A 20,914-nucleotide genomic window follows, 5' to 3' on the forward strand; every position below is an offset into this window, starting at 1 on the left:
GGCCCGCTATGAACCGGCGACTGACAGACACCGACGACAAGCTTTTTGCCGACCGGCTGATCGCCACCGCGCGCCGCGATCCGGGCGCGCCGGCCCTTCTGCATAAGAAGCGCGGCGTCTGGATCGTCCGGCGCTGGGGTCATGTGCTCGATGAGATCGACCGCCTGGCCGCGGGCCTCAAGTCTCTCGGTCTCTCTCCAGGCGGGCAGGTCGCCGTCGATGGCGAGATCACCGCGCAGCTCTTTCTCGTCGCGGCGGCCATTCGCGCCGCCGGAGGCGCGATCCTCTCCGTCCCGCTGAGCGCATCGGCGGCGGAGCTCGACCGTGTGCTCGACGACCCTTCCGTCGATCTGGTGATCGGCCAGGGCCGCGACACGGTGGCCCGCTGGAGCGAGCATAACCGGCGCCGCATCCCGATCGTCTTCGATCACACGACTCCCGACAGCCGGCCGCCCGCCGACGGCATCGTGACGCTCGCCAATCTCCGGACACTCGGCGAACCGGCCCGATGGTCGATCGGCAAGGTGGTGCCGGCGAGCGGCAGGTCCTTGCCGGTGACGTGGTTCGAGGAGTCGACAGACTGGTTCGATGGTCTCGACATCCTGCTTGATCACTGGGTTGCCTCGGGTGAACCGGTCGGCCTGCCCGAACTCCTGGCCGCGGCCTCCCGCGACCGGCTCGAGCTTGCGCCGGAGAGCTGGATCGCCTCGCCCGCTCGTCTCGAATTCAATGAGCGCGCGATTCGCGAGCGCCTGCCGGAGCGCAATTCCCTTGCGGGGCGGCTCGTGGATGGTGCGTTGCGCGGTGGGCGCGCGCCATGGTTTTCGCTGACGCGGTACCGGCTGCGCAACCGGCTGGGCCTCGGGCGCCTCGCTTATATCGATGTCCATCTGGGACATGGGGCGGGCAGGACGCCGGCCCTGTTCCACCAACTCGACATAGCGACCTTTCTCGTCGGCCAGCGCTTCCCGTCGGAGCGCATCGTCGCTCCCCCGCCGGAGAAATCCTATCCACGCCCGCTCGTGGCGGCGGCTGCAGCCCGATGAGCGGAGATCTGCTCTCGATCCGCGACGTCTCGTTGTCCTTCAAGGGCATCAAGGCGCTGACGGCCATTTCCTTCGATGTCGCCGACGGCGAGATCTGCGCGCTCATCGGTCCGAACGGCGCCGGCAAGAGTTCGCTGCTCAATGTCATCAACGGCGTCTATCGGAATGAGGCGGGCGAGATCGCCTTTGCCGGCGAGACCTTGCGCGGATCACCGCGCCGCGCCGCCCGGCTCGGCATCGGCCGCACCTTCCAGAACAACGCGCTGTTCAAGCGCCTGACGGTGCTCGACAATGTGCTGGCGGGCCTTACCCGCAAGGCCGAGGCGAGCCTTCTCGAGCACACATTCCGCCTTGGCCGTTCGGCCGGCGAGACACGGCGTTTCCGCGATCTCGCCGAGGACACGATCGCATTCCTCGAGATCGCGGCCTTGCGCGACGAGATCGTCGGGCAGTTGCCCTATGGCCTGCAGAAGCGCGTCGAGCTTGCCCGCGCGCTGGTTTCGCGCCCGCGCCTGCTTCTGCTCGATGAGCCGATGGCCGGCATGAACCACGACGAGAAACGCGAGATCAGCCGCTTCATCCTCGATGTCAACCGCGAGCTCCACACCACGATCGTGCTGATCGAGCACGATATCGGCGTGGTCATGGGGCTCTCCGATCATGTCATCGTGCTCGATTACGGCCGCAAGATCGGCGACGGGACGCCGGCCGAGGTGCGTGGCAACCCCGATGTCATCGCCGCCTATCTCGGCACCGTGCATTGAGGAAATGGGATGAGCTTCTTCCTTGAGACACTCGTGGGCGGCCTCCTGGCGGGTGTCATGTATTCGCTGGTCGCCATCGGCTTCGTCCTGATCTACAAGGCCTCCGGCATCTTCAACTTCGCGCAAGGGTCCATGGTCCTCTTCGCGGCGCTCACTTTCGTGACGCTGCGCGAGGCGGAGTGGGGCTTCGCGCCGGCCCTTCTCGCAACCCTCGTCATCATGGTCCTGGGCGCGATCGCGATCGAGCGCTTCGTGCTGCGCGCGCTCATCAACCAGTCCGACCTGACCCTGTTCATGGCGACGCTGGGTCTCTCTTTCGTGATCGAGGGCCTGGCCCAGCTCCTGATGGGGGCGAGCGTTCATGAGCTCAATCTCGGCATCGACGACGTGCCGATTGAGACCGGTCCCATCCTCGTCAGCCAGTTCGATCTCCTGGCGGCGCTGACCGCGGGCGCGCTGGTCGTCTCTCTGTCGCTGTTCTTCAACCTGACACGCATCGGCATTTCCTTGCGCGCCATCGCCGATGATCCGCTGGCGGCCCAGTCGATCGGCATCCGCCTGCCGGTCCTGTGGCGCATCGTCTGGGGTGTCGCCGGCCTCGTCGCCCTCGTGGCGGGCCTTCTCTGGGGCGCGCGCCAGGGCGTGCAGTTCTCGCTCACCCTCGTAGTGCTGAAGGCGCTACCCGTTCTCATCATCGGCGGCTTCACCTCGATCGCCGGCGCCATTGTCGGCGGATTGCTGATCGGCGCCAGCGAGAGCCTCGCCGAGATCTATCTCGGCGATCTGCTCGGCGGCTCGGTCTCGACCTGGTTCGCCTATGTGGTGGCGCTCGCCTTCCTGCTCGCCCGCCCGTCCGGCCTGTTCGGCGAACGCGCCATCGAAAGGGTATGATCATGATAGCGCTTGCCGCCGAGGGGCGGACCGACGCCGCCGAGAAGTTGGAGGTGCTGCGCCGGTGGAAGGGAGGGCCGATCGCGGCTCTGGGCCTCGTGCTTGCGGCCTATGCGCTGGGCTTCGTCGTCGACGACTACTGGTTCAACGCCATATTGATCCCGTTCCTGATCATGGCGCTGGCCGGCCTCGGCCTCAATCTGCTCACGGGCTATGCCGGGCAGGCCTCGCTCGGCACCGGCGCCTTCATGTCGGTCGGCGCCTTTGCCACCTATAATGTGCTACTGCGCGCCCCCGATTTGCCGCTGCCGGTGAGCTTCGTCATCGGCGGCCTGTTCGCTGGTCTCGCCGGCGTCGTGTTCGGCCTGCCGAGCCTCAGGATCAAGGGTTTTTACCTCACCGCCTCGACGCTCGCCGCCCAGTTCTTCCTGCCCTGGCTCTTCAACCAATATGGCTGGTTCTCCAATTACACGACCTCGGGCTCCATCTCGGCGCCGAAGCTCGAATTTCTGGGAAGCGATCTCTCGACCCCGCTCGGTCGCTATCTCCTGACCCTGACCAGCGTCGTCATCCTGACCTGGCTCGCCTGGAACCTCGTCACCAGCCAGGTGGGGCGCAACTGGATGGCGATCCGTGACATGGACACCGCGGCGGCCGTCGCCGGCATTCCCATCGCCTTCAACAAGCTCGCCTCCTTCGCCATCTCCTCCTTCGTGATCGGCATTGCGGGAGCACTCTGGGCCTTTGCCTATCTCGGCACCGTCGATGCCCGCTCCTTCGATCTCGACCGCTCCTTCACCGTGCTCTTCATCATCATCATTGGCGGCATGGGTTCGATCTGGGGCGCCTTCATCGGCTCGGCTTTCGTCATCCTGGTGCCGATCCTGATCAGCAACCTCTCGGCCACCTTCCTCTCAGGCGCCATCGATGCCGGCCAGTCGGAGAACCTGCAGAAGATCCTGTTCGGCGCGCTCATCGTCTATTTCCTGATCAAAGAGCCGAATGGGCTCGCCGCTCTCATCATCAAATTCCGCCGACGCCTGTCGCTCTGGCCGTTCAAATCATAACCACGGAGACCATGCATGCCCCACACTGTGACGAAGACCTTGCGACGGCTCGCTTTCGCGGCCCTTGCATTGACTGCCATCCCGCTTGCTGCGAGCGCTGAAGAGGCCAAGCAGCAATATTTCCCGCTCGCCACCTTCCGCGTCGGCGCCTATGCCTCGAGCGGCATCCCGGTCTGGGCCGGCGAGATCGATTATTTCCGCTACATCAACGAGGTCGAAGGCGGCATCAACGGCGTCAAGCTGTTCTGGGATGAATGCGAGACCGAATGGGAAGTCGAGAAGGGTGTCGAATGCTATGAGCGCGTGAAGGCCGGCAAGGACGGTTCGCCGGTGCCGATCTTCCTGCCGCATGGCGATCCCATCTCCAAGGCGCTGACCGAAAAGACGGTGGCCGACAAGATTCCCCAGATCACCATCGCTTACGGCCGCACCGAATCGATCGACGGCCGCGTCTTCCCCTATTCCTTCCCGGTGCTGTTCAGCTTCTGGTCGGAAGCCTCCTCGGTGATCAACCACGTCGCCGAGATCGAAGGCGGCAAGGACAAGCTCAAAGGCCTCAAGATCGCGACCGTCTATCACGACAGCCCCTATGGCAAGGAGACCCAGGTCCCGCTGGACTATCTCGCCAAGACCTATGGTTTCGAGAACATCCAGATCCCCGTGCCGCATCCCGGCAATGAGCAGTCGGCGCAATGGGCGAAGATCCGCCAGTTGAAGCCCGATTACGTCTTCCTGCGCGGCTGGGGCGTCATGACACCGGTCGCGATCAAGACCGCGGCCAAGACCGGCTTCCCGGTCGATCACATCATTGGCGGCATCTGGTCGGGCTCGGAAGAGGATGTGCGGCCCGCAGGCGCCGTGGGCAAGGGCTACAAGGCGGTGACGCCGTTCCCGGCGGGTGCCGACTTCGACATCTTGAAGCGCCTCAAGCAGCACGTTGTCGACAAGGGCTTGAGCGACCTCAAGGATCCCAAGAGCTTCGGCTCGGTCTACTATAATTCCGGCGTCATCGAGGCGATCGTCTCGGTCGAGGCGATCCGCAAGGCGCAGTCGAAATTCGGCAATCGCCCGGTGACCGGCGAGGAAGCCCAATGGGGTCTCGAGAATCTGAAGCTCGACGATGCGCGGCTGAAGGAGATCGGTGCCCTGGGCCTGGTCCAGCCGCTCGAGCTGTCGATCAAGGACCATGAGGGCGGCGGCGCCGGCAAGATCCTGCAGTGGGACGGCGAGAAGTGGAACATCGTCAGCAATGGTTGGGTCCGCTCGGACCGCGAATTGCTGCTGCCGTTGATCTATGAGCGTGCCGCGGCCTATGCCAAGGAAAAGGGCATCACGCCGCGCCCGGATGTCAGCAACTGACGCGAGAGAGGGCCGGTCGTCCGGGGATAGCCGGCCCTCGCAAGAGAAACCAATGGCCTCAAACTCTGAACCCTTTCTTGCCGTCGAGAATGTCGAAGCCGTCTATGGCGGAGTCATCCTCGCTCTGCGCGGCGTGTCGCTCGCCGTCGACAAGGGGGCCGTCGTGGCGCTACTCGGGCCCAATGGCGCCGGCAAGTCGACGACGCTCAAGGCGATCTCCAACCTGATCCGTTCGGAGCGCGGCAAGGTGATCGAGGGCGCGATCCGCTGGCAGGGCCGGGACATCTCAGACCGCGATCCATCCGCGCTCGTCTCCGATGGCCTGGTGCAGGTGCTGGAGGGCCGCCACGTCTTCCCGCAGCTCACCGTCGAGCAGAATCTGATCACCGGTGCTTATGTGCGCGGGCTATCCAAAGCAGAGATCGCCAGCGGCCTCGAGCGCATCTATGCCTGGTTCCCGCGCCTCAAGACGCGCCGACAATCGCGTGCCGGCCTGACCTCCGGCGGCGAGCAGCAGATGGTGGCGATCGGCCGGGCGCTGATGACACGCCCGACCCTCGTCCTCCTGGACGAGCCGTCCATGGGGCTGGCGCCACTCATCGTCGAGGAGATTTTCGAGATCGTGCGCGGGCTCAATCGCGACAGCGGTGTGAGCTTCCTGTTGGCCGAGCAGAATGCCAATCTGGCGCTGCGCTATGCCGATCACGCCTATGTGCTGGAGACCGGCCGTGTCGTGGCGTCGGGTCCGGCGGCCGAGCTCGTCGCGCGCGACGACATCAAGGACATCTATCTGGGCGGCAATGCGAGCGCGGTCGTCCGGCCGACGCGGCATTGACCGAACTGTTTCATCGAGGTGAGTTCATGACGACGACCAATGCATGGGGCAGGGGCCCCACCGCGCGCTATGAGGAGTTGGCGGGAATCTTCCGCCCCGTTTTCGCGCGCATAGAGGAAGGCACGATCGCGCGCGAGATCGCACGTTTGCTGCCTTACAAGGAGATCGGCTGGCTCAAGGAGTTGCGTTTCGGGGCGCTGCGCGTGCCCGAGGCCGAAGGCGGCTATGGCGCGACCTTGCCCGAGCTCTTCGAGCTCCTGAGCGAGCTGGCGCGGGCCGATTCCAATTTTACCCAGATCTTGCGATCGCATTTCGGCGCGGTCGAGGATGTGCTGGCGAGCCGCGATTTGAAGCGTCGGGCGCGCTGGTTCAAGCAACTGGCCGTGGGCGACATTTTCGGCGGCGGCTTCACCGAGCGCGGCAAGGCCAAGGCCGGCACATTCGCCACGACGATCAGGCGCCGGGGCGAGGGCTGGGTGGTCAATGGCGAGAAGTATTATTCGACCGGCTCGCTCTTCGCCGACTGGATCGAGCTTGTCGGCACGGGGCCTGAGGACAAGGTCGTGGTCGCCGTCGTCCCGACCTCGGCCGCAGGGCTCACCCAGCGCGATGATTGGGATGGTTTTGGCCAGAAGCTCACCGGCAGCGGCACGTCGATCTATCAGGAGATCGAGCTTCCTTTCGAGAATGTGCTCACCGGCGATGACCGGTTCAAATATCAGGCCGCCTTCTACCAGACCGTCCATCTCGCGACCCTGACCGGGATCGCGCGAGCCGCGGCAGACGAGGTGGCGGAGCACGTCGCCAAGCGAACGCGCACCTTCACCCATGCGACGTCACGCGTGCCGCGTCAGGATCCGCAGGTCCTGCAAGTGGTGGGACAGGCCCATGCCGCGGCCTATGCCGCGGGCGCCATCACTCACAAGGTCGCCAGCGCTTTGCAGTTCGCTTATGACACGGCGAAGGAAGGTGATGAGGAGGCGGTCACGGCCGCCAATTTCGCAGCCGAGCTCGAGGCGGCCGAGGGCCAGATCGTCGTCTCCAAGCTGGTCCTGGACTCGACCACCGGCATCTTCAACGCGCTGGCCGCCTCGGCGACCAGTGTGCAGGTGAGCCTCGATCGCCACTGGCGCAATGCCCGCACCATCTCCTCCCACAATCCGGCTATATATAAAGAGCGGGTCGTCGGCGATTATGCGGTCAACCAGACGGCCCCGCCCTATCTCTGGCTGCCGGGCGAAGGCTGAGACCCAGTCAGGAAATGTAACCGAATACTTTAGGTTATTTGATTCCGCTTCGGCCCGTCGCGCTGGGTAACCTCTCCGGCAAATTGGGCATTGATGGAGCGATGAGATGACCTTGAGGTTTTCACGGCGTGGGCTGTTGTCGGCGGCAGCCGGAGGCGCGCTTGGCCTTGCCTCCTATCAGGTCTCGCAACCGGCGCTCGCCGATCAAAAGACGCTCCGCATCGGCTTCCAGAAATATGGCACGCTGATCCTGCTCAAGGGCAAGGGCACGCTCGAAAAGACCCTCGAACCGTTGGGCTATGGCGTGACCTGGACGGAATTTCCGGCGGGCCCGCAGCTCCTCGAAGGGCTGAATGTCGGCGCCATCGATTTCGGATCGACCGGCGAGGCGCCGCCGATCTTCGCGCAGGCCGCGGGCGCCCCCCTCGTCTATGTGGCGCATGAGCCGCCGGCACCCAAGGGCGAGGCCATCCTCGTTCCCAAGGACAGCGCCATCCGGAGCGTGGCCGACCTCAAAGGCAAGAAGGTGGCGCTCAACAAGGGCTCGAATGTCCATTACCTGCTGGTCAAGGCGCTGGAAAAAGCCGGCGTCTCCTATGCCGATATCGAGACCAAGTTCCTGCCCCCGGCCGATGCGCGCGCCGCCTTCGAGCAGGGCTCGGTCGATGCCTGGGTGATCTGGGATCCGTTCCAGGCCGCGGCCGAAGCCGCAACCGGGGCGCGGACTCTCGCCAATGGCGAAGGCCTGGTGGCCAACCATCAATTCTATCTCGGCACAAGCGACTTCATTTCCGGCCATGGCAAGGCGATCGACGTCCTTCTGGCGCAGATCGCCGAGCTCGATCAATGGGCCAATGGCAATACCGATGCCGTCGCCGATCAATTGGCGGCGAGCGTCGGCATCCCGGCGCCGATCCTGAAGATCGCCCTGGCGCGGCAGACCTTCGGCATCACGACGCTGAGCGGCGAGGTCGTCAAGGGCCAGCAGGAGATCGCCGATGCTTTCCACAAGCTGGGCCTCATCCCCAAGCCGATCTCCATCGCCGATGCGGTGGCGAAGATCGGTTGATGGACAAAGCTCTGGCCACAGCTCTCGACAAGGCTCTCACCTGGCTGTTGCCGGTGCTCCTGGTCGTGCTGTGGGAATTGGCCGCGCGAAGCGGCCTGTTGAGCACGAGGCTCATGCCGGCGCCGAGCGCCGTCGCCTTGGCCTTCATCGCCGGCCTGCGCGACGGCTCGCTGTGGGCCAACACGCTCATCTCGACCGAGCGCGCCGTGAAGGGGCTTCTGATCGGCGGCTCGATCGGCTTTCTCTTCGGCATGGTGAACGGCCTGTGGCCGCCGGCGGAGAAGCTCTTCGATTCGAGCATGCAGATGCTGCGCAACGTGCCGCATCTGGCGATCATCCCGCTCGTCATTCTGTGGTTCGGCATCGAGGAGGCGGCGAAGATCTTCCTGGTCGCGATCGGCGTCCTGTTCCCGATCTATCTCAACACCTATCACGGCGTGAAGACCGTCGATCGCGGCCTGATCGAGATGGGGCGCGTCTATGGGCTCAAGCCCGCTTCCTTGCTGTGGCGCATCATCCTGCCGGGCGCGTTGCCCTCGATATTGGTCGGCTTGCGCTATGCGCTCGGCATCATGTGGCTGACCCTCATCGTCGCCGAGACGATCTCGGCCTCTTCCGGAATCGGCTATATGACGATGAACGCGCGCGAGTTCATGCAGACCGACGTCGTGCTTCTCGGCATTATCGTCTATGCGCTGCTCGGCAAGCTTGCCGATACGGCGACACGTGCGCTCGAGCGCCGGGCGCTCGCCTGGCATCCGAGCTATCAGGCCAATGCGGGCCTAAGCGCATGAAGCTTGCCTCCAATCTTCAGCTCAAGCCGGTCGGGATCGAGCCGCCTCGGCGGAAAGTAATATCGGGCGGTTTGGGCCTGCCGATCGAGCTCGACGCCGTCTCGAAGAGTTTTGGCGAGCGCGCGGTTCTGAAATCCATTTCCTTGTCCATCGCGGCTTCTGAGTTCGTCGCCGTCGTCGGCCGCTCGGGCTGCGGCAAGACCACCTTGCTGCGTCTGATCACCGGTCTCGATCCCTCATCGCACGGCGTGCTGAAGATCGAAGATGAGCCGGTGCGTGGCTTGCAGGACCGGGTGCGGTTGCTGTTCCAGGATCCACGCCTGCTGATGTGGCAGACGGTCGAGGGCAATGTCGGCATTGCGCGCGAGCCAGGCTGGCGCGAGACGGCGCGGCAGGCGTTGCATGATGTGGGCTTGGCCGATCGCGCTCGCGACTGGCCCTCCGTCCTGTCCGGCGGGCAGAAGCAGCGTGTGGCGCTGGCGCGCGCATTGGTGAGCCGGCCGGGCGTCCTGCTGCTGGATGAGCCTTTTGGCGCGCTCGACGCGCTGACCCGTGCCGAGATGCATGATCTGCTGGCGCGCATCTGGTCGGAGCATCTCTTCACCACGGTCCTCATCACCCATGATGTGAGCGAGGCCATTGCGCTGGCGGATCGCGTCATCGTGCTGAAGGACGGACATGTGGCGCTCGACCTGCCGATCGATCTGCCGCGGCCGCGGCGTGCCAGCCCGGAGACGAGCCGGCTTCAGAACATCATATTGGGCTATGTCTGAGAGGGCGGCTGGACCAGCTCGATGGTGAAGCCGTCGGGATCGCGCAAATAGCAGGCATAGGTGTTGGCGGAAGGTCCCGTCTCCATGCGCACCGGGGCTGAGACGAAATAGACGCCGAGACGCGAAAGCCGCTCATATGTCTCCTGGATGCTGTCCGTCGCGAGCGCGAGATGGGCCGACCCGACATTGCAGGTCTTGGTGTCGAGCGTCGTGCCTTGCGGCGACACATATTCGATGAGCTCGAGCTGGTGGTGTTTCGGTGGGTCCGACGGAGATCGATGCTGTTGACGCTCGTCTCGGCGGTCTATTTGATCACGGTCGGCGGCAAAGACTGACGACGGCGGGAAGGACGCGGAAGATGATACTGAAAGGACAACTGGCGCTGGTGACGGGTGCGGCGCAAGGGATCGGCTTCGCCATTGCCGAGGCATTGGCCAAGGAAGGGGCCAGGATCGTCATCGCCGACATCCATGCGGAGCGGGCCGCCGCTGCCGCCTCGGCCCTTGGCGAGAAGGGTCTCGACTGTATCGGCGAAAGGCTCGATGTGACCGATCGGGCCGGCGTCGAGGCCCTTGCCGAGCGAATCACCCGCGAGGTGGGGCCGATCTCGATCCTGGTGAACAATGCCGGCATCGGCGTGAACGTGCCGCTTGCCGACCAGGCGGCGCCCAAAGTCTGGGACGATACGATCGCTGTCAATCTCACCGGGGTCTTCAATGTCTCCCGCGCTTTCTTGGCCGCGCTGAAGGAGACCAAGGGCTCGATCGTCAACATCTCTTCCGTCGTCGCCTTCACCAGCGGCTTTGCCGATGCGGGCTATGTTGCTTCCAAGGGTGGTGTGCGCTCGCTCACCCAGAAAATGTGCCGTGAGCTGGCACCTTATGGCATTCGCGTCAATGCCATTGCCCCCGGCTATATCGAGACGGCGATGGGAGGCCCAGGCGACCCTGAATATGTCCAATGGCTCGATTGGCACTGCCCGATCAAGCGTTTCGGCCGGCCGGAGGAGATCGGTGGACCGGTCGTGTTTCTCGTCTCGCCGGCCGCGAGCTTCATCAATGGCGTCACGCTGCCGGTCGATGGCGGCTATCTGGTAATCTGAGGAAAGCTTATGCTGAAGAGTGTGTTCCATACGTCCTGGACGGTCGACAATCTCGACCGTTCCGTGGCCTTCTATCGCGATCACCTGGGGTTCGAGCTTGTCGGCACGCGCGAGCGCCAGGGCGTCGAGATCGAGATGGTTGTCGGCTTCCCCAAGGCCGATCTGCGCATCGCGTTCCTGCGCCTGCCCGGCGCGCCCGTCGGCATATCGGGCCATCATCTGGAGCTCATCGAATATCGCCATCCGCGCGGCCTGCGTCTCGCCATCCGCACCTGCGATACGGGCTCGGCGCATCTGGCGCTCGAGACCACGTCCATTCGCGAGGATTATGAGCGCTTGAGCCGCGCCGGCGTCACCATCGTGTCGGAGCCCGTCACCTTCAAGGGCGGCGTGGCCGGTGAAGTGCTGGCGCTCTATCTGCGCGATCCCGACGGCTTCACCATCGAGCTGGTCCAGGTGATGCCGCCAACCGCCGCTTAGCCGGCGAACCTTGCCTCCGGAACGCCCTTGATGCCGAGACCGGTGATGGCGAAGAGGCTGCCGCGCAGGACGCCGTCGCCCGGGAAGCGCGGCAGCGGCGGCTTCGCCATCGACGTCACATAGAGGACATCGAGCTTCGGTCCGCCGAACATCACGCTGGTCACCTTCTTCACCGGCATGTCGATGACCCGGTCGACCACGCCCTGCGGTGTGTAGCGGATGACCTTGCCGTCATAGACCTGGGCGTTCCACAGGCAGCCTTCCGCATCGACGGTCGAGCCGTCGGCGGCGCCGCCCGTCGAGGTGTCGAGCTTGGCGAAAGTGCGCCGGTTTGAGACCGCGCCCGTCTTCTGGTCATAGTTATAGGCCCAGATCTCGCCCGACCAGGAATCGGCGAAATAGAAGATGTTGCCGTCGGGGCTCCAGCACGGCCCGTTCGACACGATGATGCCCGTTTCGACTTTCGTCACTGTGAGATCGGGATCGAGACGATAGAGCGCGCCGCTGGGTCCCGATTCCTGGCTGTCCATCGTGCCGGCAAAAAACCTCCCCTTGCGGTCCACCTTGCCGTCATTGATCCAGTTGGTGGGCGTGTCCGGCTCGATCTCGGCGATGAGAGGACAATCCCCCGTCGTGAAATCGAGCGCATGGAAGCCTTTCGCCAGGGAGCAGATCGCGCCCTTGCCGTCCTTGCGGATGGCGATCGAGCCGACGCGCGAGGGCACGTCCCAGGCGCGGATCTCGGTGCCCTGTGCGGTTGCCCGGAAGACCCGCATGCCTGCTGCGTCTATCCAGTAGAGGCGTTGCTGCTCGACATCCCATAAGGGGCCTTCGCCCAGCGTTGTCTTCACATCGACCAGCACTTCGATCTTCATGAGATCCTCCCATTATCCTTTGAATCGGGGTTCGGGCAAACCGCGCACGCCGAGGCCGTGGACGGCGAAGACGCATCCCGCCTCGCGCTCGCGGTGGTATTGGTGGTTGAACGGCCGCGCCATCGAGGTGACGAAGGCGATGTCGAGATCGGGCCCGCCGAAGATCAGGCTGGTTGTCGACTGCACCGGCAGGCCGACGATGCGGTCAACGACGCCGTTCGGGTCGAAGCGGATGAGCCGGCCCGAATAGACCTCCGTGCTCCACACATAGCCTTCAGAATCGACCGTCGCGCCGTCGGGCAGGCCGCGCAAATTCTCGAAGCTGGTGAAGACGCGGCGCGAGCGCACCCCACCCGTTTCAGTGTCGTAGTCATAGGCATAGATCACCCTCTTGCCGGTATCGGCGAAATAGAGCGTCCTCCCGTCGAGGCTGAAGCAGGGACCGTTGGAGCAGATGATATCGCGGTCGAGCTCATGGACGCTGAGGTCGGGATCGAGCCGGAACAATTTGCCGACGCCGTTCCGTTCCTCGAAATCCATCGAGCCGGCGATGAATCGGCCTTGGCGGTCGACCTTGCCATCATTCATGCGGGGGGTAAGCTCGCCCGGCTGCGTCTCCGCGATCAGCGTGACCTTGCCGTTCCTGAAATCGAGGGCATGGAAGCCGCTGCGCAAGGAGACGATGGCGCCGCCTGTCTCGCGCAAGGCGAGTGAGCCTATGGGCTCGGGCAGGAGCCATTCCTTGCGGTCGCCGCCTTTCACATCAGCGGAATAGACGGCAGGCTTGTAGGAATCGATCCAGTAGAGCCGCTGCTCCGCCACGTCCCACAAGGGGCCTTCGCCGAGCGCGTTGCGGTCCTCGCTGAAAATCTCGATGCGCAGCATGCTACGTCCTCCTAGAAGGAAACCTTGTCGCCGCCCTTGAGTGCCAGGATCTCGCGGGCTTCGTCCGGGGTCGCGACCTGCATGCCGAGGCCCTCGATGATCTTGCGCGCCAGCGCCACCTGCTCGGCATTGGAAGTGGCGAGCTTGCCCTTGCCGGCCCACAGACTGTCCTCGAGGCCGACGCGGATATTGCCGCCAAGGGCGGCTGCTTGTGCGGCGATGCGCAATTGCGCGGCGCCGGCGCCCAGCACCGACCAGCGATAGCTCGCGCCGAACAGACGGTCGGCGGTGCGCTTCATATGGGCGACGTCTTCCGGATGGCTGCCGATGCCGCCCAGGAGCCCGAAGACCGACTGCACGAAGAGCGGCGGCTTGACGAGGCCGCGATCGGCGAAGTGGGCGAGGTTATAGAGATGCGCGATGTCGTAGCATTCGAACTCGAAGCGCGTGCCGTTGCCGTAGCAGGTCTCGAGGATATATTCGATGTCCTTGAAGCTGTTGCGGAAGACGAGATCGCGCGTCGCTTCGAGATGCGGCTTCTCCCAGTCGAATTTGAAGCTCTTGTATTTGGCGACGAGGTGATAGAGGCCGAAATTGATCGAGCCCATATTGAGGGAGGCGACCTCGGGCTTGAACTGGGCCGCAGGCTTCACCCTCTCCTCGACCTTCATATAGGGGCTGCCGCCGGTGGTGATGTTGATCGCCGCCTTGGTCGCCTGCTTGATGCGCGGCAGGAAGCGCTGGAAGGCTTCCGGCGTCTGATCGGGCTTGCCGGTCTCGGGGTCGCGCGCATGGAGGTGGAGGATGGCAGCACCCGCTTCCGCCGCCGCGATCGCCTCGCTGGCGATCTCGTCCGGCGTGATCGGCAGATAGGGCGACATGGTCGGCGTATGGATGGCGCCGGTCACCGCGCAAGTGATGATGACTTTGCCCTTATGTGTGTCAGTCGCAGTCAATTTCCGATCTCCTTTGCGGCGCGCTTCTTGTGCGCGGCCAATGCCATCAATCTCTTGTCGCGCCACATCTGGCGCTCCTGAAGCCGGTCGGCCGGCACATGCTTGCGCCGCTCCGGCTCGATCGTGTCCATGACCGCGCCCGCCCAGTCGACCCGGCGCTGCATTTGCGGGAACAGGTTCTCGTAGATGCCCTGATAGCGCTCGGCATAGTCGCGCACGCCGCCCGGCGCGTTGAGGTCGATGGTCTCGAAGGGACCCATGAAGGACCAGCGCAGGGCGAGACCGTCGCGGATGCCGATATCGACATCCTCGACGCTGGCATAGCCGTCGGCGACGAGGCGGAAGGCCTCTTCGAGAAGGGCGCCCTGCATGCGATTCATGATGAAGCCGTCGAGCTCCTTCTTCATCACCAGCGGCGCATGGCCCGCTGAGATGAGGAATTGCCTGGTGCGCTCCATCGTCTCGGCCGATGTCCAGGGGGCCGGCACCACTTCGGCGGCCGGGATCAGATAGGGCGGATTGATCGGATGGACGACGACGCAGCGATGCCGGCCTTTGAGGCCTTCGGTGAAGCGCGACGGCAAGAGGGCCGAGGTCGAGCTCGCCAGCACCGCTTCGGGCGGTGCCGCGGCATCGAGCCTCTGGAACACCTTGATCTTGGTGTCGAGCACTTCGGGCGTGTTCTCCTGGACATGGCTTGCCTCGGCCACGGCCTCTTCGAGTGTCTTGGCCGGCTTGATACGGGCGAGCACCATGTCCGGCGTTTGGCCATTCAGGAGATCGTTGCGGGCGAGATCGTCGAGGACGCCCGAAATATAGTCGAGCGCCTTCTCCGGCGCGCCATCCTGCTGGTCCCACAGCCGGACGCTCGACCCCGCGCGGGCGAAGCTGATCGCCCAGGCCCGGCCGATGAAGCCCGAGCCGATGATCGCGGTTGCTGGTTTTTCAGAGAGTTTCGACATTGCCATCGACTCCGAGGGATTGTCCGGAAACATTGATGCCGGCATCGGACAGAAGGAACGCCACCATGCTGGCGACGTCGTAGGGGCTCACCATCCGCCTGAGCGACACGCGCTCGAGATAGCGCCTTTCCATCTCCTGATGGCTGATGCCGATCTGCTTGGCGCGCGCGGCGATCACTCTGTCGATGCGCGGACCCTCGACGATGCCGGGAAGAATGGCATTGACCCGGATCAGCGATGGTCCGAGCTCCTTGGCAAGGCTCTGGGTGAAGCCGACGACGGCGAATTTTGCCGAGGAATAGGGTGAGCGGAACGCATAGCCATGCCGTCCGGCGGCCGAGGACATATTGACGATCGAGCCGCCGCCCGCCGCCTTCAGCATCGGCACGGCGAGGCGCGCGCAAAGGAACTGGCCGGTGAGGCAGACATCGATGCAGCGCCGCCAGTCGGCGGGCGTGATCTCATCGACGGCGCCGGTCGGCCCGGCAATGCCGGCATTGTTGATCAGCGCATCGAGCCCGCCCAATTCGCGGGCCGCGAGCTTGAACATCGCGTCGACATCGGCCTCATCGGCGACATCGGCCTTGCAGGCGACGAGCTTCGGCAAAGCCCGTTTCGCTTCGGCGATCGCCTCATCCGATATGTCGCAGATCACGATCCGCGCCCCCAAGGCGGCGAGCGTGCTGGCGATGGCGAAGCCGATGCCGGAAGCGCCGGCGGTGATCAGCACGCGCTGGCCTTCTATCCCGGCAAGGAATTGGGCGGCCGAGTCGGGGGCCTTGTTGCTCATGAAAGTCTCCTTAAGTTTTTCTGTCGCGCAGCGCGATCACCGCTCCCAGCACCACGAGTCCGAAGAGAATCGCGCGCGTCGCATAGGGCAGTGTCGTGCCGGCAAGGAAGGTCTGCAAGCCGGTCAGAAGCAGGACGCCGCCCAGCATGCCGAGATAATGGCCGCGCCCGCCGGTGATGAGGGCGCCGCCCACGACCACGACGGCGATCGAGGGCAGGAGATAGTCATCGCCCATGCCGAGGCTCGCCTGGCCGGAAAAGCCGGTGAGCAGCACGCCGACCAAGCCGGCGCAGAGCGACGACAGCATATAGACGAGCACCAGCGTGCGCCCGACGGCGATGCCGGAAAGCTCAGCCGCCCTGACCCCGTTGCCGATGCCATAGACGCGCCGGCCGAATGGCGTCCTGCCAAGCAGTGCCACGGCGCCGATGACGAAGGCGACCATGAAGAGGACGACGGGCGTAAAAATCCAGATCTTGCCGGTCATGAACCAGCGCAGCATCGGCGAGGAGAAGCCGTCGGGCGTGCCGTTGGAATAGAGGAGGGCCGCGCCCTGGAGCAGGCCGTTGGTGGCGAGCGTCATGACGATCGGCGAGAGGCCGAGGAACACGATGCCGAGGCCGTTGACGAGACCGATCAGGCAAGCGAGCAGCAGCACGGTCGGGAGCGCATAGAGAAGAGCCGCATCCGAGCCCTTGACCATGCCGGCGAGCAGGATGCCGCAGAGGCCAATGGTCCAGGGCACCGAGAGATCGAGCCCGCCGGTCAGGATGACGGTGCCTTGCCCGAGCGCCATGATCGCGAGGAACGAGGAGAGGACGATCAGCGAGTTCCAATAGCCCGGATTGAGGATGGCGCCGCCGAGCCAGAACTGGGTGACCAGGACGACGATGGCGAAGCAGACATAGGCCGGAAGGGCGTAGCGCAGGATCTCGGCATTGCGGGTGAGAAAGGAGGGCTGCGCCACCGAGACGGATGCCTTGCTCGGCTTGGCGATGGCGAGCCTCTGGTCCCTTGCCGGCAGTTGCGAGGCGAGCCGTCCGGCCTGGCGTGCCTGCAGCCGCGTGCGCAAGGTGCGAAGCTGCTGCGCCAAGGTCGATGTCGGCGAGATCGATCCCGCCAGCACCGCGAGGATAAGGATCAAGGCTTCGGCGATGGTCGAATAATAGGCCGATACATTGAGTACCAGCAGGATATTGACCACGATCATCAGCACATAGGCGCCGATGGCGCTGCCGAGCGGCCCGCCTTTGCCGCCGCCGAGCCTTGTGCCGCCGACGACGACCGCGGCGAACATCGAAAGCAGAAGCGGATTGCCGACCAGCGGATCGCCGCTGCCGGTCTGGGCGCTGATGAAGACGCCGGCCAGGCCATAGCATCCGCCGGCGATCACATAGACGAGGAAGCGGGTGAGCACGGTCGAGACGCCAACCGCGGCCGCCGCATCGGGATCGCTGCCGACCGCATAGATCGCCGTGCCGAGCCTGGTGTTCTTGAGCCAGCCCCAGGCGAGCAGCACCGCGCCCACCACGGCGATGGGCATGGGCAGCCATCCGACGATGGCATCGCCCAGATAGAAGGTGCCGAGCGAGGGCGAAACGAAGCCGCCGGGTTTGTCCATCACCAGAAGCGTGACGCCCTGGATGATGAACATGGTCGAGAGCGTCACCACGATGGGCTGAAGGCGGAGAACGGCGATGAAGAAGCCGTTGACGGCGCCCGTCGCCATGCCGATGCCGACGCCGACCAGCGTCCACAGCAGCACACTCGCTTCCATATCCATGGGATCCATCGACCGCGCCATGACCGCATTGACGAGCGAGATGACGGCGCCGGCCGACAGATCGAAGCCGCCGGAGAGGATGACGATCGTCTGGCCGATGGCGGCGAGCGCCGAAGCCGCCCCGCCGCTCGCCAGGAACGAGATGTCGAAATAGGTGAGGGGACCGGCGCTGATGAAATCGACGATAGCGATCAGGACCAGGAACACGGCGGCCGCGATGGCGACGCCGCGATGGGTCGAGATGAAGCGGCGGGAGGGAGAGGTCGCTGCGACCGCCATGCTCATGCCGCGGCCTCATGGCTCTTGGCGTCCTCATGGCCGAGCGCCGGGCGCATGATGGCGCCCTCGCTTAAGCCTTTGCCGTCGATCTCGGCGACGATCCTGCCGGCATAAAGCACCAGAACCCGATCGCAGAGATGGACGAGCTCGGGGATCTCGGTCGAATGGAACAGAATGGCGCCGCCCTGATTGGTGAAATCGCGCATCATGACATAGAGCTCATGCTTGGTGCCGACATCGATGCCGCGCGTCGGATCGAACAGCAGCAGGATGCGGCTTTGCGCCACCAGCCATTTGGCGATCGCGATCTTCTGCTGGTTGCCGCCCGAGAAGGCGCCGGCCCTGGTCCATAGCGCGCGCTCATGCACGTCGACCGTGCCGAAAGCCTGGGCGACGGCGGCTCTTTCTGCGTCGGCATCGATGAGGCCCTTGCGCGCGAAACGATCGATGACGGGAAGCGAAGCATTGGCCTTGCCGTCGAGCTTGAGGAACAGGCCTTCGGTCTTGCGGTCCTCGGGCATGAAGCCGATGGCGATATTGGGCCGCATGGCATCGACCGGCGAGGTGATGGCGACCGGGCGGCCGTCGACTTCGATGCCGCCCCGGGTGATGTCCGCCATGCCGAAGCAGGCATGGAACAGGTCGAGCTGACCCATGCCCTGAAGCCCGGCAATACCGAGGATCTCGCCCTTGCGCAGGTCGAAGCTCGCTTCTTCGAGCCGGTCGCCGGCTTTCAATTGGCGGGCGGACAGCACAGGCTGGCCGAAGACGGAGGGATCCGTCGGGCGCTCGGGGAAGGTCTGGGCGATCGACCGGCCGACGATTTTCTCGATCACGTCCTTGTCGGAGATGTCGCTCGCCGCACCCGTCATGATGTGCTGGCCGTTGCGCAGGATGGTGAGGCTGTCGCAAAAGGCGCGCACTTCGCGCAAGCGGTGCGAGATGAAGACGATGGTCTTGCCGGCCTGCTTGAGCTCAGCGATCAATTGGCCGAGCCAGTCGACATCGCCGCCCGACAAGGTCGATGTCGGCTCGTCGAGCAGAAGGATGTTGGGATCGCGATAGGTCGCCCGCGCGATCTCGATCTTCTGCTGCAGCGCCAGGTCGAGCTCGCCGACCAGCGCGTCGAGATCGATGCTGAATCCGATGCGCTGCAAATGCTTGTTGATCTGGGCGCGCGCCGCCCGGCGCTTGATGGTTCCGGTGATGCCGATCGGTGCATAGGGCAGCATCATATTGTCGAGCACGGAGAGGTCCGGCACCAGGGTCATTTCCTGGAAGGCCGTCTGGATGCCGTGGCGGTGCGACGCCCTCGGCGATGCGAGGCTGACTGTGTTTCCTGCGATTTCGATGCTGCCCGAATCCGGCTGGACGAGGCCGGAGAGCAGTTTGACGACGGTCGATTTGCCGGCACCATTCTCGCCGAGAAGCGCATGCACGCTGCCGGATTCGATAGTGAAGGACACGTCATCGACCGCGACCGTCGGTCCGAAGGCCTTGCGCACGCCATTCATGGCGATTGCAGGTTTCGCGCTGCTCATGGGCTGGGTCATGATCGACGACTAAAAGGCAAAATGTCCCGAGAGGGGCGGTCCCGACCGCCCCTCAAAAGACAGTGTCTCAGTTTTCCGGCTGGCCGACGAGGGCGGCGTTGAGGCCGATTTCCGGGGTTTCCTCGGAGAAGATCGAGGCGAACCAGCCCGGATTGGAGACGAGCGAAGGCAGGAAGGCATTGCAGCCGTCCTTCATTTCCTGCCAGGTGCCTTCCTTGCACAATTTGATCGTCTCATTGGTGACGAGCGGCAAAGGCAGCGTGACCTTCTTCGGCACCTCCTTGCCTTCCAGCGCCTGGACCGCGAGCTTCAAAGCCAGGCCGCCGGAATAGGGCGGCGATGCATAGGAAATGCGCGGCGCGCCGAGCGGCGCATAGGGTGAGGCAGCGCCTTCCACTTCGGTGCCGATGGGGAGCATTTGGACGCGGCCGCCATTCGATCCTTCACCGGCACAGGGCAGCAATTGCTCAGGCTTCTTGCCCGCCTCGAGCTGCATGGAATTCGCGGTGAAGCATCCGACCTGCATCCACAGGCCGCTGATCTGGTCCCAGTTGCGCGTCGCCGTGATCTTCGACAGTTCGGTTCGTGCGACGGCCTGGCTCCACATGCCGACCGACTCGCCGACGATCTTGATCCCAGGGTTCTTGGCGAAGACTTCCTTGGCAGCCTTGGTGCGCAGATTGTCGACCGAGGTGCCGGGCACGCCGGTGATGAGCACGATGTCGCCCTTGCCGTCGAGCTTCTTGACCAGCCATTCGGCGGTGACGCGGCCCGCTTCCTCCTGGTCGATCGAGATATTGTAGGCGCAGGGCTCGGTGATCTCGGCGTCATAGGCGAAGACTTTCACACCCTTGTCGCAGGCGTTCTTGACCACCTGATTGAGCGCGGTGGGCGAGATCGGGAAGATCACGATCGCCTCGGCGCCCGCTTGCACCATGGCATTGATCTGCTGGATCTGGCGCTGCGCATTGGGCCCGGCCACTTGCACTTGCAGGTCGACCTTGTCGGCCATGCTCTTATGGGCGGCCATCGCCTTGACCATATTGGCCGCTTCCGCCTGCCAGTCATTGCCGATGAAGCTCATGCTGAGAAAGATCTTGTGCTTCTCGGCGGCATCGGCGGTGCCGGCGGCGGTGATGAGGCCAGCGGCCATCACCGTCGATAGAGCAAGTTTCTTGAGCCGGGCAGAAATCCTCATTTGGTAACCTCCCTTGAGTTTGAACGGCCGTCTTCCCCAGTTTCTCTTGATCTTTCCGGGGATGAGGGCAGGATAATTTCCTTGTTTTGATCAAAGATCAATGATTTATTTTTGGTTGTAGAAATTTTCGCGAAAGACGGGCGCAAGCCATGCTTGCTCTCGAGACGAATCTTCATGAAATGTCAGGTCGACAGGCCTGATGGCGG

The 20,914-nt window shown here is 64.2% G+C and carries 21 protein-coding genes; 12 read left to right on the top strand and 9 right to left on the bottom strand.

The annotated features are described in order from the left end of the window. The first annotated feature begins 8 nt into the window (after window positions 1-8). From DS839_RS17875 to DS839_RS17920, 10 genes are all read left to right on the top strand, one after another. Window positions 9-1,046, top strand: coding sequence for an AMP-binding protein (locus DS839_RS17875; RefSeq protein WP_119271813.1), 1,038 nt, complete (start codon window positions 9-11; stop codon window positions 1,044-1,046). Beyond that, a complete protein-coding gene (locus tag DS839_RS17880; RefSeq protein ID WP_119271814.1) occupies window positions 1,043-1,810 on the top strand; it encodes an ABC transporter ATP-binding protein in 768 nt (255 codons plus the stop codon). The genes DS839_RS17875 and DS839_RS17880 overlap by 4 nt, the downstream gene beginning before the upstream one ends. A gap of 9 nt (window positions 1,811-1,819) precedes the next feature. After that, window positions 1,820-2,701, top strand: a complete 882-nt coding sequence (locus tag DS839_RS17885; RefSeq protein ID WP_119271815.1) for a branched-chain amino acid ABC transporter permease — start codon at window positions 1,820-1,822, stop codon at window positions 2,699-2,701. 2 nt (window positions 2,702-2,703) lie between these two features. Next, window positions 2,704-3,768: a branched-chain amino acid ABC transporter permease gene (locus DS839_RS17890; protein ID WP_119272070.1), complete on the top strand. Its 1,065-nt coding sequence runs from the start codon at window positions 2,704-2,706 to the stop codon at window positions 3,766-3,768. A gap of 15 nt (window positions 3,769-3,783) precedes the next feature. After that, window positions 3,784-5,127: an ABC transporter substrate-binding protein gene (locus DS839_RS17895; RefSeq protein WP_119271816.1), complete on the top strand. Its 1,344-nt coding sequence runs from the start codon at window positions 3,784-3,786 to the stop codon at window positions 5,125-5,127. A 52-nt stretch (window positions 5,128-5,179) separates the two neighbouring features. Next, window positions 5,180-5,962, top strand: a complete 783-nt coding sequence (locus tag DS839_RS17900; protein ID WP_119271817.1) for an ABC transporter ATP-binding protein — start codon at window positions 5,180-5,182, stop codon at window positions 5,960-5,962. Between the two features lie 26 nt (window positions 5,963-5,988). Next, complete coding sequence (locus tag DS839_RS17905) at window positions 5,989-7,209, top strand: acyl-CoA dehydrogenase family protein (RefSeq protein ID WP_119271818.1); 1,221 nt, start codon at window positions 5,989-5,991, stop codon at window positions 7,207-7,209. A gap of 112 nt (window positions 7,210-7,321) precedes the next feature. Next, complete coding sequence (locus DS839_RS17910) at window positions 7,322-8,278, top strand: sulfonate ABC transporter substrate-binding protein (protein ID WP_438816532.1); 957 nt, start codon at window positions 7,322-7,324, stop codon at window positions 8,276-8,278. Then, a complete protein-coding gene (locus DS839_RS17915; protein WP_119271820.1) occupies window positions 8,278-9,072 on the top strand; it encodes an ABC transporter permease subunit in 795 nt (264 codons plus the stop codon). The genes DS839_RS17910 and DS839_RS17915 overlap by 1 nt, the downstream gene beginning before the upstream one ends. After that, entirely contained in the window at window positions 9,069-9,845 is a 777-nt protein-coding gene (locus DS839_RS17920) for an ATP-binding cassette domain-containing protein (RefSeq protein ID WP_119271821.1), read from the top strand. Before DS839_RS17915 ends, DS839_RS17920 begins: the two co-directional genes overlap by 4 nt. Here the strand turns inward: DS839_RS17920 and DS839_RS36965 are convergent. Beyond that, on the bottom strand, window positions 9,836-10,276 hold the full coding sequence (locus DS839_RS36965) for a VOC family protein (RefSeq protein ID WP_119272071.1): 441 nt from the start codon (window positions 10,274-10,276) through the stop codon (window positions 9,836-9,838). The two genes, DS839_RS17920 and DS839_RS36965, sit on opposite strands and share 10 nt — an antisense overlap. Here DS839_RS36965 and DS839_RS17930 point away from each other — a divergent pair. Further along, window positions 10,204-10,947, top strand: a complete 744-nt coding sequence (locus DS839_RS17930; protein ID WP_119271822.1) for an SDR family NAD(P)-dependent oxidoreductase — start codon at window positions 10,204-10,206, stop codon at window positions 10,945-10,947. The genes DS839_RS36965 and DS839_RS17930 overlap by 73 nt on opposite strands. Window positions 10,948-10,956: 9 nt before the next feature. Then, window positions 10,957-11,427, top strand: a complete 471-nt coding sequence (locus DS839_RS17935; RefSeq protein ID WP_119271823.1) for a VOC family protein — start codon at window positions 10,957-10,959, stop codon at window positions 11,425-11,427. Here the strand turns inward: DS839_RS17935 and DS839_RS17940 are convergent. The 8 genes from DS839_RS17940 to DS839_RS17975 all read right to left on the bottom strand — a co-directional run bounded on the left by DS839_RS17940 (window position 11,424) and on the right by DS839_RS17975 (window position 20,663). Then, window positions 11,424-12,302: an SMP-30/gluconolactonase/LRE family protein gene (locus DS839_RS17940; protein ID WP_119271824.1), complete on the bottom strand. Its 879-nt coding sequence runs from the start codon at window positions 12,300-12,302 to the stop codon at window positions 11,424-11,426. The genes DS839_RS17935 and DS839_RS17940 overlap by 4 nt on opposite strands. Window positions 12,303-12,314: 12 nt before the next feature. Then, on the bottom strand, window positions 12,315-13,187 hold the full coding sequence (locus DS839_RS17945; protein WP_119271825.1) for an SMP-30/gluconolactonase/LRE family protein: 873 nt from the start codon (window positions 13,185-13,187) through the stop codon (window positions 12,315-12,317). Between the two features lie 11 nt (window positions 13,188-13,198). Further along, window positions 13,199-14,068, bottom strand: coding sequence for a 3,5-dioxohexanoate:acetyl-CoA acetone transferase (gene kce, locus DS839_RS17950; RefSeq protein WP_438816533.1), 870 nt, complete (start codon window positions 14,066-14,068; stop codon window positions 13,199-13,201). A gap of 71 nt (window positions 14,069-14,139) precedes the next feature. Then, entirely contained in the window at window positions 14,140-15,105 is a 966-nt protein-coding gene (locus DS839_RS17955) for a 3-hydroxyacyl-CoA dehydrogenase (protein ID WP_119271827.1), read from the bottom strand. Further along, on the bottom strand, window positions 15,089-15,895 hold the full coding sequence (locus tag DS839_RS17960; protein ID WP_119271828.1) for an SDR family oxidoreductase: 807 nt from the start codon (window positions 15,893-15,895) through the stop codon (window positions 15,089-15,091). The genes DS839_RS17955 and DS839_RS17960 overlap by 17 nt, the downstream gene beginning before the upstream one ends. A gap of 10 nt (window positions 15,896-15,905) precedes the next feature. Then, window positions 15,906-17,963, bottom strand: coding sequence for an ABC transporter permease (locus tag DS839_RS17965; protein ID WP_119271829.1), 2,058 nt, complete (start codon window positions 17,961-17,963; stop codon window positions 15,906-15,908). Continuing rightward, window positions 17,960-19,510, bottom strand: a complete 1,551-nt coding sequence (locus DS839_RS17970; protein ID WP_119271830.1) for a sugar ABC transporter ATP-binding protein — start codon at window positions 19,508-19,510, stop codon at window positions 17,960-17,962. The genes DS839_RS17965 and DS839_RS17970 overlap by 4 nt, the downstream gene beginning before the upstream one ends. A gap of 67 nt (window positions 19,511-19,577) precedes the next feature. Then, window positions 19,578-20,663, bottom strand: coding sequence for a sugar ABC transporter substrate-binding protein (locus tag DS839_RS17975; RefSeq protein ID WP_438816534.1), 1,086 nt, complete (start codon window positions 20,661-20,663; stop codon window positions 19,578-19,580). Between the last annotated feature and the right edge of the window lie 251 nt (window positions 20,664-20,914).

This window comes from Taklimakanibacter deserti, from assembly GCA_003574785.1.